Origin of the sequence: Ralstonia sp. RRA, assembly GCF_037023145.1 — a bacterium.
Taxonomy (GTDB): domain Bacteria; phylum Pseudomonadota; class Gammaproteobacteria; order Burkholderiales; family Burkholderiaceae; genus Ralstonia.
Genome location: NZ_CP146091.1, coordinates 2,519,623 through 2,536,480, shown reverse-complemented (window position 1 = coordinate 2,536,480; position 16,858 = coordinate 2,519,623). Strand labels below are relative to the sequence as shown.

Genomic DNA, 16,858 nt, shown 5'->3' with positions numbered 1-16,858 from the left:
GAGGAGAAATCAGGTACCGCCCGGGAGGTCAGCCACACATCGCGAGCCAGCAATGCGCAGCAAGCGGTACCTGTTCTCTATGACTGGGTCATCCCTGAATTGGTTTCAAATAAATTTCGACGCGGCGATTTTGTGCCCGGCCGGCCTCGGTGGCGTTGTCGGCAACCGGCTGCGTCTGGCCACGGCCTTCAGCGGCCAGGCGGTTGCGTGCGACGCCGCGGTCGGTCAGATAGCTCGCCACGCTTTGGGCGCGCTTCTGCGACAGCGTCATGTTGTAGTTGGCGTTGCCGGTACTATCCGTGTGGCCGACCACATTGGCGGCGAGCTCCGGATTTGCCGTGAGCGTCTGTGCAACGCTATCCAGCGCGCCGCGGAACGACGGCTTGATCACGGCGCTGTCGGTATCAAACGAGACCTGGCTCGGAATGTTCAGCTTAAGCGAGCCGTCAGGCTGCTCCGAAATTTGCGTGCCCGTGCCAGCCGTATCGCCGGCCAGCTTGGACTTGATGGCGCTCCAGTTGTAACCGGCGGCTGCGCCAGCAGCTGCGCCCAGTGCGCCGCCGATGGCTGCACCCTTGCCGTTGCCCACCAGTGCGCCGATGCCCGCGCCCACAGCTGCGCCAACACCCGTGCCAACGGCGGTGTTGTTCTGCTGCTCGGTGGCACAGCCGGCCGCCAGCAGGGCGACGAGTGAGACGGAAATAAGCTTGGCTTTCATGGTTTCTCCTACAAATAACGGGATCGGTTCTTGTTTGGTCTGCCGATGGCCGGCGTGGCCTAGGAATATATGGGGGGAATCGGACGAATGTCGCGCCGGCAAAATACAATAGCAAAACAGTACATAGAGTGGCCAGGACCCGACAAAGTTCATGTCGGGCAATCGTTGGCCCTTCCCCCATTTGCATTAGATTTGTGGAGTCAATGTTGAGCGTAACCGTCGAACAGATCACCGAAGCCCTGCGCGGCGTGGTGGATCCCAATACCGAGCGTGACCTTGTGTCGTCCAAATCGGTGCGCAACGTCCGGGTTGACGGCGGCGAGGTATCGCTCGACGTTGAACTCGGCTACCCGGCCAAAAGCCAGTTCGACGTGATCCGCAAGCTGGTGATCGGGGCGCTGCGTCAGGTGCAAGGTGTCGAAAACGTGAGCGTGCAGGTGTCGATGAAGATCGTCGCGCACGCGGTGCAGCGCGGTGTGCATCTGATGCCGAATGTGAAGAACATCATTGCCGTGGCGTCGGGCAAGGGCGGGGTGGGCAAGTCGACCACCGCCGTGAACCTGGCGCTGGCGCTGGCCGCTGAAGGCGCGAACGTCGGCATTCTGGACGCCGACATCTACGGCCCAAGCCAGCCGATGATGCTCGGCATCCAGGGCCAGCCGGAGTCCGCCGATGGCAAGACCATGGAGCCGATGGAAGGCCACGGCATCCAGGCCAACTCGATCGGCTTCCTGATCGAGCAGGACAACCCGATGGTCTGGCGCGGCCCGATGGTCACCTCCGCCCTGGAGCAACTGCTCAAGCAGACCAACTGGCGCGATCTGGACTACCTCATCGTCGACATGCCGCCGGGCACGGGCGATATCCAGCTCACGCTGTCGCAGAAGGTGCCTGTGACGGGCGCGGTGATCGTCACCACGCCGCAGGACATCGCGCTGCTCGACGCCAAGAAGGGCCTGAAGATGTTCGAGAAGGTGGGCATTCCCATCATCGGCGTGGTCGAGAACATGGCGGTGTACTGCTGCCCGAATTGCGGCCATACCGAGCACATCTTCGGCGCGGGTGGCGGCGAGAAGATGTGCGAACAGTACGGCGTGCCGTTCCTGGGCAGTCTGCCGCTGAATCTGTCGATCCGCGAGCAGGCCGATTCAGGCCGCCCGACCGTGGTGGCCGACCCCGACGGCGCGATTGCCGGCGTTTACAAGCAGATTGCGCGCCGCGTCGCCATTGCCGTGGCCGAGAAGGCGAAGGACATGACGAGCAAGTTCCCGTCGATCGTCGTGCAGAACACGTAAGCCATGGATACCACCGAGCCGCTGCCCAATGATCGTCAGGTGGAGCGCCCGTCCGTGAGGATGGCGGTGGTGTTGTGCCGCCGCCCGACCGCCAACCGCTGGCAGCCGTTTCAGTGGCGGCTGGAGGCCGTCGTGCCGGATCTGGGCGAGTACGGCAGCGAACCGCGCTGTCTCGATCGCTCGGACACTGAGGAACGCTGGCTCACGCCCGGCTTCACCGTCACGCTGTTCCGCGACGAAGCCGAAGGCTACTACTTGAACGTGACCTCCGCCGCGCCTTGCTGGTTCGTGCTGTGGCGCCTGGGCGAAGCGGGCACGGACGATGAGGGCCGGGCGATTCCGCATACGGTCTCGGTGAGCTACAACGAGGCGGGTCGCTGGCTCGACGGCGGCGAAACAGTCGAGAACGTGCCGCTGGACGCCGCCGCGCTGGAGTGGCTGCAGGCATACGTGGCCGAGAACTACCGGCCCGAGCCGAAGAAGCGGCGCCGGCCGGAGTCGTTCCTGTCGCCGGAAGACCGCGCGAAGTTCTGAGCGAGGCTGCCGTGAGCGACGAATCCTTCCTCTCGCGCTGGTCGCGCCGTAAGACGGCGGAACGGCGCGGCGAGCCCGAGCCGGAGGCCGCGCCGCCTGCCGAGGTGGTGTCTGCGCCGGCTGTAGCGCCCGAACCGGTGCCGGTCGAGCCTGCGCCTGACGCGCCGCCGCCACTGACGCTCGAAGACGCCGCGAAGCTCACACCTGCCGACGATTTCACGCCTTTTGTCGCGCGTGGCGTGGACGAAGCCGTCAAGCGCGCTGCGCTCAAGAAGCTCTTCGCCGATCCGCATTTCAATGTGATGGACGGGCTCGACACCTACATCGACGATTACTCGCAGCCCGACCCGATTCCGCCCGAGATGCTGCGCGAGCTGCGTCACACGGCGGAGCTGCGGTTGTTCGAGCCGCTGGACGAGGAAGTGGCGAAAAGGGTGGATTTCGAACCACTCGACGCCGAGGCTGCACCCACCGTGACCAGCGAAACGCCGCCTGAGCCGGCAGAGTCGCCTGTCATTGACGACCCCGCCCAGGCAAGCCCGCATGGCGGCGCTAAGCCACCGTCCGTAGAATAAAAAAAGAGGACCGTGCGGCAGAAGACCGTACGGCCGTGTCCCCATAGCCTGCGCATCAGACGCGGGCGCATACGCACAATTTCATGCCCACGCTGGTCTGCAGTTGCAATCACACCATGCCGCTCGACGCCGATACGGTGAGCGATGCCCTGCGCGCGTCCGACGCCGCCATTGATGCGCCTGGCAAGACGCACCACCTGCTGTGTCGCCGCGAGATCGGCGCCTTCACGCAGGCGCTGGACGGCACGGAAGACGTGATCGTCGCCTGTACGCAGGAGAAGGCGCTGTTTGCCGAAGTGGCTGCGCAACACGAAGGTGTGACCGCGCCGATCCATTTTGTGAACATACGCGAGACGGGCGGGTGGTCAGCGGGTGCCAAACGCGATGCGCGCGGCTTTCATGCAAAGACAGCGGCGCTGCTGGCGGTGGCCGGGTTGCCTGCGCCAGACCCGGTGCCCGTGGTCGATTACCGCTCCGAGGGCAACCTGCTGATCGTCGGCCCCGCCGAGCGGGTTATGCCGTGGGCCGAGCGCTTGGCCGATCAACTGAGCGTAACGGTACTGGCAACCGGGCGCGATCGATCCGCTGGCCCGCTTTCGCCGCCGATGGAGCGCCGCTGGCCCGTCCACGCCGGCGAACTGGCGGAGATCAAGGGCTGGCTTGGCGCCTTCGACGTGCAGTGGCGCAACCGCAATCCGATCGATCTGGACCGTTGCACACACTGCAATGCCTGTATCGATGTGTGTCCGGAAAACGCGATCGACGCGCTCTACCAGATTGATCTCGATCTCTGCCGCGACCACCGCGATTGCAAGGAAGTCTGTATACGGGCCTGTGGTGAGGCCATGGCGATCGACTTCGGGCGTGTGGACGCACCGCAAACACTGTCTGGCCAGTTCGACCTGATCTTCGATTTGAACGACGCACCAGCCTTTTCGCAGCATCAACCACCGCAGGGCTACTTCCACGCAGGTGCTGATGCGGGCCGTCAATTGACGGCATCGCTCGCACTGCTGCAGATGGTGGGCGAGTTCGAGAAGCCGAAGTTCTTCCAGTACAAGGAATCGATCTGCGCGCATGGGCGTAACGGCCAAGTGGGTTGCGATGCGTGCGTGCAGGTGTGCTCCGCATCGGCGATCTCGTCGCAATGGAAGGACGGACGCGGCAGCGTGCACGTCACACCCAACCTGTGCGTCGGCTGCGGTGCCTGCACGACGGCGTGCCCGACCGGCGCGATCACCTATGCGTACCCGAGCGCACCGTACCAGGGTCGCAAACTCAAAACGCTGCTGAACACCTACGCATCGGCAGGTGGGCGCGATGCAGTGGTTCTGCTGCACAACGGTGAGCGTGGCCGCGCACTGATCGAGCAACTGGGCCGTGCCGCACGTACCGGCAACGCGCAGGGCGTGCCCGTGAATGTGCTGCCCGTCGAGGTGTTCCATGCGGCGTCGACCGGGCTGGAGGTGTGGCTCTCGGCGCTTGCCTATGGCGCCGCGCGTATCGCCATCCTTCTCACCGAAGACGACGCGCCGCAGTACCGGGCGATGCTCGCGGAGCAGGTCGCAGTGGCGCAGGCCGTACTGCAAGGTCTGGGTGAGCCAGCTGATGCATCGAGCGTTGTGCTGATTGACGTCACCGACCCGGCTGCGCTCGATGCCCGGTTGAATGCGCCCGACGTATCCGGCTCGCTGCGTGGGTTCCGCCGTGACATGCCCGCTGCGACGTTCGCCGTGGCTGCCGCCAAGCGCGAGACGCTCGACTTCGCGCTCGACCATTTTGCCCGCCACGCCAAAGCGACCGAGGCTGTGATTCCGCTGCCGGCCGGCGCACCGTTTGGCGCCATCACCGTGGACCGCGAGCGCTGCACGCTGTGCATGGCCTGCGTCGGGGCATGCCCCCCGCAAGCGTTGCGCGACCAGGCCGAGCGGCCAGTGCTGGCGATGATCGAGCGCAACTGCGTCCAGTGCGGCCTGTGCGAGACCACGTGCCCCGAAGACGCCATCGCGCTCGTGCCGCGCCTGAACCTGTCGGCCGAGGCGCGCCAGCCTGTCACGCTGAACGAGACACAGCCGTTCCACTGCATCCGCTGCGGCAAGCCGTTCGGCACTGCACAGATGATCACCACGATGCTGGCCAAGCTCGGTGCGCATCCCGCATTCTCCGGTGCCGCCGCCGAGCGCCTGAAGATGTGCGGCGACTGCCGTGTGATCGACATGATGGAGCGCGGCGAACGTCCGGGCACCACCCACTGAAGAGCGAACTCCCGATCCCGTTTCCGTTTCCCATGACCGACGCCCAGCCTCTGCAATTCCAACGCGCCGCCACGCCCGCCGACAGTGCGGAGGATCTCGCCCGCGCAGACCTCTATGGTTTGCTGGCAACGCTGTTCTTCCACGCGCCGGACGCAGACTTGCTGCAACGGATTGCGGCAGCGCCACTGGAGCCCGCCAGCGACAGCGATGCTGACCCGGCCGATGCGCAAGCCGCTGCCAGCAGCGCACTCACGCAGGCCTGGCGCCGCCTCGTCGCGCGTGCCGGCCAGACCACTGCGGCACAGGCCGATGACGAATACACCGAGCTGTTCATCGGCGTCGGCAAGCCGGAGGTGTTCCTGTACGGCTCGTACTACCAGGCTGGTTTCCTTAACGAGAAGCCGCTGGTGGTGCTGCGCGATGATCTGCGTCGCTATGGCCTGGAGCGCGCCGAAGGCATTACCGAAACCGAAGACCACCTCGCCACTCTGTGCGAGGTCATGCGCTACCTGATTGCCGGCGACGATGCGGCCATTGCCCATGTGGAGGAGCAGCGCGCCTTCTTCCAGCGTCATCTGGCGTTATGGGTCGACACCGCTTGCGATGCTGTGTTGCAGCATCCACGTGCCCGCTTTTATGCCGATGCGGCGGGTTTGGCCAAAGCGTTTTTTGAAGTCGAGCGGCTCGCGCTCGAATTGGCGTGACTGCACGCCGGATATTTGCCTAAGAAATAAGCACGCCGTCAAGAGCAAGGCCCCGCCCACGTCATGGCGGGGCGGTTCAATTTGGGCTGATTGAAAGAAATCGTCGCCAAATCGTCAGAAAACTCAGCCGGTGAGGGTGTCAGGCATGGTTTTCCCCGACAGTTGCTTCTAAAATATGTCGGATAATTCCTATTAGATTCGATCATCGGTTTCACGAAACCGGGGAGCATCGACATGCCAGGTCCGAACACTGTCCCTCACGCTCGTCCGCAAGCAGAATCCGCGGAGTCCGCTGACAACGCGCCGACACGCCGCCGTTTTCTGATGGGCGCTGCCGTCGCTGCTGCTGCCGGCACCGCCGCTACAGCAAACCATCTGGCGCATGCGCCCATCGCCTCGGCAACGCCGCAGGCCGAACCCGCCGATGATGGCGCGACGGGCTACCGCCTGAGCGAGCACATCCGCAAGTACTACAAGACAACGTGGATCTGACGCGGGCGCATTCGCACCCGCTGTAGCCGCTGTTGTCATTGCACGCACCCCACATCCTCAGGTGACCCCTATGCTTCTGACCCGCAAACCGGCGGTACAGGACACGAAAACCACATCGGCTCGCCGCCAGGGCGCGTCGTCGCTGGCCGGTAGTCTGGCGCGCAGCCTGGCCGGCGCATTGCCGACCATGGATCGCCGGACCTTCCTCAAGCGCTCCGGTATTGGCGTGGGCGCAGGGTTGGCGGCCACGCAGCTCTCGCTGGTGAAGAAATCGGTGGTGGGCGAGGCACAAGCCGCGGAAGGGAAGGGCGACATCGTCGTGCGCCGTACCGTGTGCTCGCACTGCTCCGTCGGCTGCTCGGTGGATGCCGTGGTGCAGAACGGCGTGTGGGTGCGTCAGGAACCGGTGTTCGATTCGCCGATCAACCTCGGCGCGCACTGTGCCAAGGGTGCGGCCCTGCGCGAGCACGGTCACGGCGAATACCGCCTCAAGACGCCGATGAAGCTCGTCGACGGCCGCTACCAGCGCATCAGCTGGGAGCAGGCGTTGAATGAGATCGTCGCCAAGATGCAGACGATCCGCCAGGAGACGGGGCCGGACTCGTTCTTCTTCGTCGGGTCATCCAAACACAGCAACGAGCAGGCGTACCTGCTGCGCAAGTGGGTGTCGTTCTTCGGCACCAACAACTGCGACCACCAGGCGCGCATCTGCCACAGCACCACCGTGGCCGGCGTGGCCAACACGTGGGGCTACGGTGCGATGACCAATTCGTACAACGACATGCAGAACGCCAAGTGCGCGTTGTACATCGGCTCGAATGCGGCCGAGGCGCACCCCGTGTCGATGCTGCATCTGCTGCATGCCAAGGAAACCGGCTGCAAGGTCATCGTGGTCGACCCGCGCTACACGCGCACAGCGGCCAAGTCCGATGAATACGTGCGCATCCGCTCAGGCACCGACATCGCCTTCTTGTTTGGCGTGCTGTACCACATCTTCAAGAACGGCTGGGAAGACAAGCAGTACATCCACGACCGCGTCTACGGCATGGACAAGGTGCGCGAGGAAGTGCTCGCCAAGTGGACGCCGGACAAGGTGGAAGAAGTGTGCGGCGTGCCCGAGGCGCAAGTGCACAAGGTCGCCGAGATGATGGCGATGAACCGCCCCAGCACGCTGGTCTGGTGCATGGGCCAGACGCAGCACACCATCGGCAACGCCATCGTGCGAGCGTCGTGCATCGTGCAGCTGGCGCTGGGCAACATCGGCAAGTCGGGTGGCGGGGCCAACATCTTCCGCGGCCACGACAACGTGCAGGGCGCGACCGACGTCGGCCCGAACCCCGATTCGCTGCCGGGCTACTACGGCCTGGCCACCGGCGCGTGGAAGCACTTCGCGAAGGTGTGGGATGTCGACTACGACTGGATCAAGGGCCGCTTCGCCTCGCAGGCGATGATGGAGAAATCCGGCACGACGGTGTCGCGCTGGGCCGATGCGGTGCTGGAGAAGAACGACCTGATCGACCAGGACAACAACGTCCGTGCCGTCTTCTACTGGGGCCACGCACCGAATTCACAGACGCGCGGGATGGACATCAAGCGCGCGCTCGACAAGATCGATCTGCTGGTGGTGATTGACCCGTATCCGTCGGCCACGGCGGCGATGGCCAACATGCCGTCCGCTGATGGCTCACCGCCGAATCCGAACCGTGCCGTCTACCTGCTGCCGGCGGCTACGCAGTTCGAAACGTCGGGCTCGTGCACGGCGTCCAACCGCTCGCTGCAATGGCGCGAGAAGGTGATCGAACCGCTGTTCGAGTCGCAGCCTGATCACGTCATCATGCAGGCCTTTGCCGATCGCCTTGGCTTTGGCAAGGAGCTGAGCAAGGGCTGCAAGATCACCGAATACAAGCGCGCCGGCATGACGTGGCGCGAGCCGGAGATCGAGTCGCTGCTGCGCGAGATCAACCGCGGCAACTGGACCATCGGCTACACCGGCCAATCGCCGGAACGTCTGAAGGCCCACATGCGCAACATGCATCTGTTTGATGTGCGCACGCTGCGCTGCAAGGGCGGCAAGGACCCGGAAACGGGCTACGACCTCACCGGTGACTACTTCGGCCTGCCGTGGCCGTGCTACGGCACCCCGGAGCTCAAGCACCCCGGTTCGCCCAACCTGTACGACACCAGCAAGCACGTGATGGAAGGTGGCGGTAATTTCCGCGCCAACTTTGGCGTGGAGCGCGACGGCGTCAACCTGCTGGCGGAAGACGGCTCGTTCTCGCTCGGTTCGGACCTGACCACCGGCTACCCCGAGTTCGACCACGTCTTCCTCAAGAAACTCGGCTGGTGGGATGACCTGACCGATGCCGAAAAGAAGGCCGCCGAGGGCAAGAACTGGAAGACCGATCTCTCGGGCGGCATCCAGCGCGTGGCGATGAAGCATGGCTGCCACCCGTTCGGCAACGCCAAGGCGCGCGCCATCGTGTGGAACTTCCCCGATGCGATTCCGCAGCACCGAGAGCCGTTGTACTCCACGCGGCCCGACATGGTCGCCAAGTACCCGACGCACGACGACAAGAAGGCCTTCTGGCGCCTGCCCACGCTGTACAAGACGGTGCAGCAGCGCAATATCGAGAACAAGGTCTACGAGAAATTCCCGATCATCCTCACCTCCGGTCGCCTGGTGGAGTACGAGGGCGGCGGTGAGGAAACGCGCTCCAACCCGTGGCTGGCCGAGCTGCAGCAGGAGAACTTCGTCGAGATCAACCCCAAGGCCGCATCCGACCGGGGTATCCGCCACAACGACTTCGTCTGGGTCAAAACGCCGACCGGCGCCCAGATCAAGGTGCGCGCATTGGTGACGGAGCGCGTGGGTGTCGACCACGCCTTTATCCCGTTCCACTTCTCGGGCTGGTGGCAGGGCAAGGATTTGCTCGACTACTACCCGGAAGGCGCCCACCCGATCGTGCGTGGCGAGGCCGTCAACACGGCCACCACCTACGGCTACGACGCGGTGACGATGATGCAGGAAACGAAAACGACGGTCTGCCAGATCGAGCGGTTCGCTTAAAGGAACGGGGAGATCAACATGGCACGCATGAAATTCATCTGTGACAGCGAGCGCTGCATCGAATGCAACGCCTGCGCCACGGCCTGCAAGAACGAGAACGAGGTGCCCTGGGGCGTGAACCGGCGCCGCGTGGTCACCATCAACGACGGCATGATCGGCGCGGAGAAATCCATCTCCGTGGCGTGCATGCATTGCTCCGATGCGCCGTGCATGGCGGTCTGCCCCGTCGACTGCTTCTATCGCACCGAAGACGGCGTGGTGCTGCACGACAAGGACGTCTGCATTGGTTGCGGTTACTGCTCGTATGCCTGCCCGTTCGGCGCGCCGCAGTTCCCGAGCCAGGGCACCTTCGGCGTGCGCGGCAAGATGGACAAGTGCACGTTCTGCTCCGGCGGCCCCGAGAAGAATGGCAGCGAAGAAGAGTTCGAGAAGTACGGCCGCAATCGCCTGGCTGAAGGCAAGCTGCCGCTGTGCGCGGAAATGTGCTCGACCAAGGCGCTGCTCGGCGGCGATGGCGATGTGATTTCCGACATCTTGCGTAACCGCGTGATGAAGCGGGGGAAGGGTGCAGAGTTGTTCGGGTGGGGCACGGCGTATGGTGGTGCGGGCGGTGCGCAGGGCAAGGGTGGCCAGGCAGCGCCGGCTACACCCGCTGCGCCTGTTGCACCTTCGGCGCCTGCTTCGACTCCGGGAGCGCAGTCATGAGCCCGCGCACAACTTCGACCAGCTTGTTGATCGCCCTGGGTGCCGTGTTGTTGCTCGGCGCTTGTGGTGAGCGTTCGCAAACTGCAATGGCCTCGCACCGCAAAGACGACACGCCCGCTTACAAGGGCGCAGAGGGCGACCCATTCATGGCGAAGAACTGGACACCCGGTGACCGCACGAGCTGGCAAAACCAGATCCGCGCACGCGGCCAGTATCAGAACGAGTACAACAAGACGCCATGACGCGCGCGAGCGGAGGTTCGTCCATGGGCACTTCTTGGAAACACCTGACGTGCGTTGCGATGGCGCTGCTGCTTGGCGGTGCGGCGCTGCTCGCCAACGCGCAGCAGCCGGCCAGTGCATCAGCCGCTGCGAATGCACCGGTCAGCCCGGCTGTGCAGCCAACGCAGCCGTTCTCCAACATCGTCTCGGAGAACGTGTTTGATGTGCAGAAACGCGACCTCGCCAAGGAAGCGCAGGACCAGAAGGCGCGCCGCGTCGAGCAGCCCGGCAACAATGCGCCCGTCTGGCGCGAGGTGAATTCCGACCAGGCGCATTACGCCAGCATCCCCGGTCTGGAAGCCGGCGTGCTGATCCAGCGTACGGGCCAGAAATGGCGCTTGTTCCGCAACGGCGTCATCACCGTGTGGGGTGGCTGGCTCGTGGTACTGGTGCCCTTGGTCATCCTCGGCTTCTTCCTGTGGAAGGGGGCGATTCCTCTGAAGGAAACGCCGACCGGCCGCAAGATCGAGCGCTTCACGCCGACCGAGCGCTATGTGCACTGGACCATGGCGGTTTCCTTCGTCACGCTGGGCGCGTCGGGCATCGTCATGCTGTGGGGCAAGCATTTCCTGCTGCCGATCATGGGTCACCAGTTGTTCGGTTGGCTGACATATGTGCTGAAGAATCTGCACAACCTGGTCGGGCCGCTGTTCACGGTCAGCATCATCGTGGCCTTCGTGATGTGGGTGCGTGACAACCTGCCGCGCGGGATTGATCTGCAGTGGCTATTGAGGGCCGGCGGCCTGTTCGGCGGTGGTCATGAGCCGCCGTCGCATCGCTTCAATGCCGGCGAGAAGCTCTGGTTCTGGGGCGGCCTGGTCCTGTTCGGGCTGATCCTGTCGGCGTCGGGCTGGGTGCTGGATCGCATCGTGCCGGGCGTGGATTACTACCGCAGCACGATGCAACTGGCTGAGATCGTCCACGCGATTGCGGCGGTGGGCATGATCTGCATGTCGCTGGGCCATATCTACATGGGCACGATCGGCATGGAAGGCGCCTACCGCGCCATGCGCGAAGGCTATGTCGACGAGGCCTGGGCCAAGGAGCACCACGAACTCTGGTATGACGACATCAAGGCCGGCAAGATTCCGGCGCAGCGCTCGCAGCCGCCGGCGCCGCCAGCACCGAGCGAGCAACCCGCCAAGCCGTGATGTCACCGACCGCCATCGACTCAAGGAATTTCACCATGCAAGCTTTCACGATGACGCGCGCCATGGGGTTGACGCTGGCTGCCGCCGTGTTGAGCCTGGCAAGCGGGCTGGCCGTGGCCAAGCTGCCTGCGCCGACCGAGGAACAGAAGGCCAAGGCTGAAGTCGACAAGGCCAAGGCGGCCTGGAGCGACAAGGTGGCTGCATTCCAGTTGTGCAAAGCACAAGACAAGGCCGCAGCGGCTTACCAGGCCGGTGGCAAGGGCGCACACACGCAGCCGGGCACGCCGTGCGCCGACCCAGGGCCCTTTGTGCCACCGGCGCCGGCTGCGGCCGCGCCAGCCGCATCGGCGCCTGTTGCCAAAGGTTGACGCAGCGCCCATGTTGCGAGTTCATCATCCGGCAGTACAATCGTCCGCTCGCAAGTGAACCCTGACTGGAGGTGACACATGAAGCAACTCGCGATTGGACTCGCCGTGATCGGCCTGATGGCCGGCTGTGCATCGAATACTGGGCCGACGGCCAAGGCGGCTGATTCGGCCATGGCGGCCTCGGCCGTGCTGGCGCCCAAGAGCGGCAGCACCGTGCAGGGCAGCGTGAAGCTCGCGCAGCAAGGCGACAATCGGGTTGCCATGGCCGTGGATATTTCCGGTTTGCCGGCCAATGGCATGTTCGGTTTCCACGTGCATGAGAAGGGCGACTGCTCCTCGGCTGATGGCATGAGCGCCGGTGGCCACTTCAACCCGACCGGCCAGCAACACGGCAACCCGGTCAGCGGGCCGCACCATGCTGGCGACATCCCGATGCTGCAATCCGATGCCAACGGCAAGGCCGTCGGCTCGATCGTTCTCTCCGGCGTGACGCTGACCCCTGGGCCGACGAGCCTCGTCGGCCATGCGCTGGTCGTCCATGCTGGCAAGGACGACTATGTAACCCAGCCCACCGGCAATTCCGGCGGGCGCATCGCCTGCGGCGTGATCGTGGCCAACTGACCTAGCCCGCACGCGGCGCCCGCTTGAAAAAGGGGGCGCCAGCCGCAAGTCCATGCGCACGCTTGTCGTGCGCATTTTTGTTTGAACGAAGATCTGATGCCGCTGCGCCCCGAACTGACCAACGCTTCTGTTCCATTGCTCGACGAGGTTGAAGTACTCGACGAGCTGGGCCGTGCACGCGAGGTATACATCCCCGGTGAACGCCCGCTGACGGTCTATCTGGACAAGCGCGAACTCGTCACGCTGATGACGCTGGGCGGCGCACCCGAAGCGCTCGTGCTCGGCTATCTGCGCAACCAGCGCCTGGTTAGCAGCATCGAAGAGATTGCCGCCGTGCAGGTCGATTGGGAAACCGAATCGGCCGCTGTCACCACCCGCGGCGGCATTGCTGATCTGGACGAGAAGACCGCCCGCCGCACCGTCACCACCGGCTGCGGGCAGGGCACGGTGTTCGGCTCGCTGATGGACGAGATCGACACCATCCACCTGCCGCCTGAGGCCCGCATCACGCAGACCACGCTGTACCGTGTGGTCGACACCATCCGGCTGCAGCAGTCGATCTACAAGCAGGCGGGTTCGGTGCACGGCTGCGCGCTGTTCGACGCGCGTGGCGAGCTGCTGATCTTCATTGAAGACGTGGGCCGCCACAACGCCGTCGATGCCATTGCCGGCCGCATGTGGCTGGAAGGCATGGACGGCAGCGACAAGATCTTCTACACCACCGGACGCCTGACCTCCGAGATGGTCATCAAGGGCGCACAGATGGGCATTCCGTTCCTGCTCACGCGCTCGGGCGTCACGCAAATGGGTCACCAGATGGCACAGCGGGTCAATCTGACCCTGTTTGCGCGGTGCACTGGGCGGCACTTCCTGCTCTATACCGGCCGCGACCGGTTTGTGGCCGAGCCGGAGATGGCCAAGGTGGTCGGCCCACGCGGCGAGCTACCGCAGGCCGTGGGGTCGGGCAGCTGAGCGGGTCGCTCTCGCCCAGGCAAGTCTACGCCCGGCGCGGGGTTTTCCGTCACAGGTTTGGGAGTACAATCCGCGTTCCAAACGGGGATCACCCAGGGGGATCGCCCCGCCGGGCCCGGCCACCGGCGTGACCAAATGGGGACAGTTTTCGCACCGCGAAGCCTGCCCCCATTTGTTCATCCAAGGTATCTGGACGCTCCATGAGCATCAAATCCGACAAGTGGATCCGCCGTATGGCCGAGCAGCACGGCATGATCGAGCCGTTCGAGCCCGGTCAGGTGCGCGAATCCGAAGGGCGCCGCATCGTCTCCTACGGCACGTCGAGCTACGGCTACGACATCCGCTGCGCCGACGAATTCAAGATCTTCACCAACATCAACAGCACCATCGTCGATCCGAAGAATTTCGACGAGAAGTCGTTTGTCGACTTCAAGGGCGATGTGTGCATCATCCCGCCGAACTCGTTCGCGCTGGCCCGCACGATGGAGTACTTCCGCATCCCGCGCACTGTGTTGACCGTGTGTCTGGGCAAGAGCACGTACGCGCGCTGCGGGATCATCGTCAACGTCACGCCGTTCGAGCCCGAGTGGGAAGGCTACGTGACGCTGGAGTTCTCCAACACCACGCCGCTGCCCGCCAAGATCTACGCCGGCGAAGGCTGCGCTCAGGTGCTGTTCTTCGAGAGCGACGAGGAGTGCGAAACCTCGTACAAGGACCGTGGCGGCAAGTACCAGGGCCAGCACGGTGTGACGCTGCCCAAGACCTAGTTTTTGTAGTCCGTTTCCGAGTTTCCGGAGCGGTGTCTTCTATTTCATCTGTCAAGGAACCACGATGAAATTCCGCTTTCCCGTCATCATCATCGACGAGGACTTCCGCTCCGAGAACATCTCCGGATCGGGCATTCGCGCGCTGGCCGAGGCCATCGAGAACGAAGGCATGGAGGTCACGGGCCTCACCAGCTATGGTGACCTGACCTCGTTCGCGCAGCAGTCGAGCCGCGCGTCCACCTTCATCGTCTCGATTGACGATGACGAATTCATCAACCCGGACAACGACAAGCCGGAGCCGGAAGCGGTTGAAAACCTACGCAGCTTCGTGGCTGAAGTGCGCCGCCGCAATGCGGACATCCCCATCTTCCTGTACGGCGAGACGCGCACCTCGCGCCACCTGCCGAACGACGTGCTGCGCGAGCTGCACGGCTTCATCCACATGTTCGAGGACACGCCTGAGTTCGTGGCCCGACACATCATCCGTGAAGCGCGCAACTACCTCGATTCGCTGCCGCCGCCGTTCTTCAAGGCGCTGATCGACTACGCGCAAGACAGCTCGTATTCGTGGCACTGCCCGGGGCACTCGGGCGGCGTGGCATTCCTGAAGAGCCCGGTGGGCCAGGTGTTCCACCAGTTCTTTGGCGAGAACATGCTGCGCGCCGACGTCTGCAACGCCGTGGAAGAACTCGGCCAGCTGCTGGACCACACGGGCCCCGTGGCCGCGTCGGAGCGCAACGCTGCGCGCATCTTCGGCTCGGACCACATGTTCTTCGTGACCAACGGCACATCGACGTCGAACAAGATGGTGTGGCATGCCAACGTGGCGCCCGGCGACATCGTCGTGGTGGACCGCAACTGCCACAAGTCGATCCTGCACGCGATCATGATGACGGGCGCGATTCCGGTGTTCCTGATGCCGACGCGCAACCACTTCGGCATCATCGGCCCGATCCCGAAGAGCGAGTTCGAGCCCGAGACGATCGCCAAGAAGATTGCCGATCACCCGTTCGCCAGCCAGGCCAAGAACAAGAAGCCGCGCATCCTGACCATCACGCAGGGCACGTACGACGGCGTGCTGTACAACGCCGAGATGATCAAGAACATGCTGTCGACCGAAATCGACACGCTGCATTTTGACGAAGCGTGGCTGCCGCACGCGTCGTTCCACCCGTTCTACGAGGACATGCACGCCATCGGCCACGGCCGCCCGCGCAGCAAGGATGCGCTGGTGTTTGCCACGCAGTCCACGCACAAGCTGCTGGCCGGTCTGTCGCAGGCCTCGCAGATCCTCGTGCAGGATTCCGAGACGCGCAAGCTCGATACGTACCGCTTCAACGAGGCGTATCTGATGCACACGTCGACGAGCCCGCAGTACTCGATCATTGCCTCGTGCGACGTGGCCGCGGCGATGATGGAAGCACCGGGCGGCACCGCGCTGGTGGAAGAGAGCATTGCCGAGGCCCTGGATTTCCGCCGCGCCATGCGCAAGGTGGAACAGGAATACGTCGGCACGAACGGCGGGAATGGCAAGGGCGACGACTGGTGGTTCAAGGTCTGGGGCCCGAACGATCTGTCGGACGAAGGCATCGAAGAGCGCGAAGCGTGGATGCTCAAGGCCAACGAGCGCTGGCACGGCTTCGGCAACCTGGCCGAAGACTTCAACCTGCTCGACCCGATCAAGGCCACCATCATCACCCCGGGCCTGGACGTGGACGGCAAGTTCAGCGACTCGGGCATCCCGGCCGCTATCGTCACGCGTTACCTGGCAGAGCACGGCATCATCGTCGAGAAGACCGGGTTGTACTCGTTCTTCATCATGTTCACCATCGGCATCACCAAGGGCCGCTGGAACTCGCTGGTGACGGAGCTGCAGCAGTTCAAGGACGACTACGACAACAACCAGCCGTGCTGGCGCGTGTTGCCGGAGTTCGTGCGTCAGTTCCCGCAGTACGAGCGTATCGGCCTGCGCGAGCTGTGCGACAGCATCCACAGCGTCTACCAGGCCAACGACGTGGCCCGCGTGACGACCGAGATGTACCTGTCGAATATGGAGCCGGCGATGAAGCCGTCCGACGCGTGGGCGATGATGGCGCACCGCGAGATCGAGCGCGTGGCCATCGACGATCTGGAAGGCCGCATCACCGCCATTCTGTTGACGCCGTATCCGCCGGGCATTCCGCTGCTGATTCCGGGCGAACGTTTCAACAAGACGATCGTGCAGTACCTGCAGTTTGCGCGTGAGTTCAACAAGCTGTTCCCGGGCTTCGAGACGGATATCCACGGGCTGGTCGAGGAAGAGATCGACGGCAAGGTCGGTTACTTCGTTGACTGCGTGCGATAAGTTTCAGCC

At 64.0% G+C, this 16,858-nt stretch carries 16 protein-coding genes; 15 read left to right on the top strand and 1 reads right to left on the bottom strand.

What is annotated here, in order from left to right:
* Window positions 1-88: 88 nt before the first annotated feature.
* Window positions 89-718 carry an OmpA family protein gene (locus V6657_RS12275; protein WP_048934609.1) on the bottom strand — a complete coding sequence of 210 codons (630 nt, stop codon included), beginning with the start codon at window positions 716-718 and terminating at the stop codon, window positions 89-91.
* A 206-nt stretch (window positions 719-924) separates the two neighbouring features.
* Here V6657_RS12275 and apbC point away from each other — a divergent pair, with 206 nt between their 5' ends.
* From apbC to V6657_RS12200, 15 genes are all read left to right on the top strand, one after another.
* The gene (apbC, locus tag V6657_RS12270; RefSeq protein WP_048934672.1) at window positions 925-2,013 is read left to right on the top strand and encodes an iron-sulfur cluster carrier protein ApbC; all 1,089 of its coding nucleotides are present in this window, start codon (window positions 925-927) and stop codon (window positions 2,011-2,013) included.
* 3 nt (window positions 2,014-2,016) lie between these two features.
* Entirely contained in the window at window positions 2,017-2,547 is a 531-nt protein-coding gene (locus V6657_RS12265) for a DUF3305 domain-containing protein (RefSeq protein ID WP_048934610.1), read from the top strand.
* A gap of 11 nt (window positions 2,548-2,558) precedes the next feature.
* Window positions 2,559-3,122 (top strand): DUF3306 domain-containing protein, encoded by a 564-nt coding sequence (locus tag V6657_RS12260; RefSeq protein WP_048934611.1) that lies wholly within the window; start codon window positions 2,559-2,561, stop codon window positions 3,120-3,122.
* A gap of 83 nt (window positions 3,123-3,205) precedes the next feature.
* Entirely contained in the window at window positions 3,206-5,377 is a 2,172-nt protein-coding gene (locus V6657_RS12255; RefSeq protein WP_048934612.1) for a 4Fe-4S binding protein, read from the top strand.
* A gap of 32 nt (window positions 5,378-5,409) precedes the next feature.
* A complete protein-coding gene (locus V6657_RS12250) occupies window positions 5,410-6,081 on the top strand; it encodes a molecular chaperone (RefSeq protein WP_048934613.1) in 672 nt (223 codons plus the stop codon).
* 234 nt (window positions 6,082-6,315) lie between these two features.
* A complete protein-coding gene (locus V6657_RS12245; RefSeq protein ID WP_048934614.1) occupies window positions 6,316-6,573 on the top strand; it encodes a twin-arginine translocation signal domain-containing protein in 258 nt (85 codons plus the stop codon).
* Between the two features lie 70 nt (window positions 6,574-6,643).
* Window positions 6,644-9,640, top strand: coding sequence for a molybdopterin-dependent oxidoreductase (locus V6657_RS12240; RefSeq protein WP_048934615.1), 2,997 nt, complete (start codon window positions 6,644-6,646; stop codon window positions 9,638-9,640).
* An 18-nt stretch (window positions 9,641-9,658) separates the two neighbouring features.
* A complete protein-coding gene (gene fdh3B, locus V6657_RS12235; protein ID WP_048934616.1) occupies window positions 9,659-10,345 on the top strand; it encodes a formate dehydrogenase FDH3 subunit beta in 687 nt (228 codons plus the stop codon).
* The gene (locus V6657_RS12230) at window positions 10,342-10,587 is read left to right on the top strand and encodes a hypothetical protein (RefSeq protein WP_048934617.1); all 246 of its coding nucleotides are present in this window, start codon (window positions 10,342-10,344) and stop codon (window positions 10,585-10,587) included. The genes fdh3B and V6657_RS12230 overlap by 4 nt, the downstream gene beginning before the upstream one ends.
* Window positions 10,588-10,610: 23 nt before the next feature.
* Window positions 10,611-11,777: a formate dehydrogenase subunit gamma gene (locus V6657_RS12225; RefSeq protein ID WP_048934618.1), complete on the top strand. Its 1,167-nt coding sequence runs from the start codon at window positions 10,611-10,613 to the stop codon at window positions 11,775-11,777.
* A gap of 35 nt (window positions 11,778-11,812) precedes the next feature.
* Window positions 11,813-12,145 carry a hypothetical protein gene (locus V6657_RS12220; protein ID WP_048934619.1) on the top strand — a complete coding sequence of 111 codons (333 nt, stop codon included), beginning with the start codon at window positions 11,813-11,815 and terminating at the stop codon, window positions 12,143-12,145.
* Between the two features lie 78 nt (window positions 12,146-12,223).
* Window positions 12,224-12,766: a superoxide dismutase family protein gene (locus tag V6657_RS12215; protein WP_048934620.1), complete on the top strand. Its 543-nt coding sequence runs from the start codon at window positions 12,224-12,226 to the stop codon at window positions 12,764-12,766.
* A 96-nt stretch (window positions 12,767-12,862) separates the two neighbouring features.
* Entirely contained in the window at window positions 12,863-13,738 is an 876-nt protein-coding gene (locus tag V6657_RS12210) for a formate dehydrogenase accessory sulfurtransferase FdhD (RefSeq protein WP_048934673.1), read from the top strand.
* A gap of 200 nt (window positions 13,739-13,938) precedes the next feature.
* Window positions 13,939-14,505, top strand: a complete 567-nt coding sequence (dcd, locus tag V6657_RS12205) for a dCTP deaminase (RefSeq protein WP_012762552.1) — start codon at window positions 13,939-13,941, stop codon at window positions 14,503-14,505.
* 64 nt (window positions 14,506-14,569) lie between these two features.
* The gene (locus tag V6657_RS12200) at window positions 14,570-16,849 is read left to right on the top strand and encodes an arginine/lysine/ornithine decarboxylase (protein WP_048934621.1); all 2,280 of its coding nucleotides are present in this window, start codon (window positions 14,570-14,572) and stop codon (window positions 16,847-16,849) included.
* The last annotated feature ends 9 nt before the right edge of the window (window positions 16,850-16,858 follow it).

Excerpts from the sequence above, each read along its gene's own strand:
- V6657_RS12275 (WP_048934609.1), bottom strand. The coding sequence starts at position 718 with ATGAAAGCCAAGCTTATTTCCGTCTCACTCGTCGCCCTGCTGGCGGCC.
- V6657_RS12265 (WP_048934610.1), top strand. The coding sequence starts at position 2,017 with ATGGATACCACCGAGCCGCTGCCCAATGATCGTCAGGTGGAGCGCCCG.
- V6657_RS12255 (WP_048934612.1), top strand. The coding sequence starts at position 3,206 with ATGCCCACGCTGGTCTGCAGTTGCAATCACACCATGCCGCTCGACGCC.
- V6657_RS12250 (WP_048934613.1), top strand. The coding sequence starts at position 5,410 with ATGACCGACGCCCAGCCTCTGCAATTCCAACGCGCCGCCACGCCCGCC.
- V6657_RS12245 (WP_048934614.1), top strand. The coding sequence starts at position 6,316 with ATGCCAGGTCCGAACACTGTCCCTCACGCTCGTCCGCAAGCAGAATCC.
- V6657_RS12240 (WP_048934615.1), top strand. The coding sequence starts at position 6,644 with ATGCTTCTGACCCGCAAACCGGCGGTACAGGACACGAAAACCACATCG.
- fdh3B (WP_048934616.1), top strand. The coding sequence starts at position 9,659 with ATGGCACGCATGAAATTCATCTGTGACAGCGAGCGCTGCATCGAATGC.
- V6657_RS12230 (WP_048934617.1), top strand. The coding sequence starts at position 10,342 with ATGAGCCCGCGCACAACTTCGACCAGCTTGTTGATCGCCCTGGGTGCC.
- V6657_RS12225 (WP_048934618.1), top strand. The coding sequence starts at position 10,611 with ATGGGCACTTCTTGGAAACACCTGACGTGCGTTGCGATGGCGCTGCTG.
- V6657_RS12220 (WP_048934619.1), top strand. The coding sequence starts at position 11,813 with ATGCAAGCTTTCACGATGACGCGCGCCATGGGGTTGACGCTGGCTGCC.
- V6657_RS12215 (WP_048934620.1), top strand. The coding sequence starts at position 12,224 with ATGAAGCAACTCGCGATTGGACTCGCCGTGATCGGCCTGATGGCCGGC.
- V6657_RS12210 (WP_048934673.1), top strand. The coding sequence starts at position 12,863 with ATGCCGCTGCGCCCCGAACTGACCAACGCTTCTGTTCCATTGCTCGAC.
- dcd (WP_012762552.1), top strand. The coding sequence starts at position 13,939 with ATGAGCATCAAATCCGACAAGTGGATCCGCCGTATGGCCGAGCAGCAC.
- V6657_RS12200 (WP_048934621.1), top strand. The coding sequence starts at position 14,570 with ATGAAATTCCGCTTTCCCGTCATCATCATCGACGAGGACTTCCGCTCC.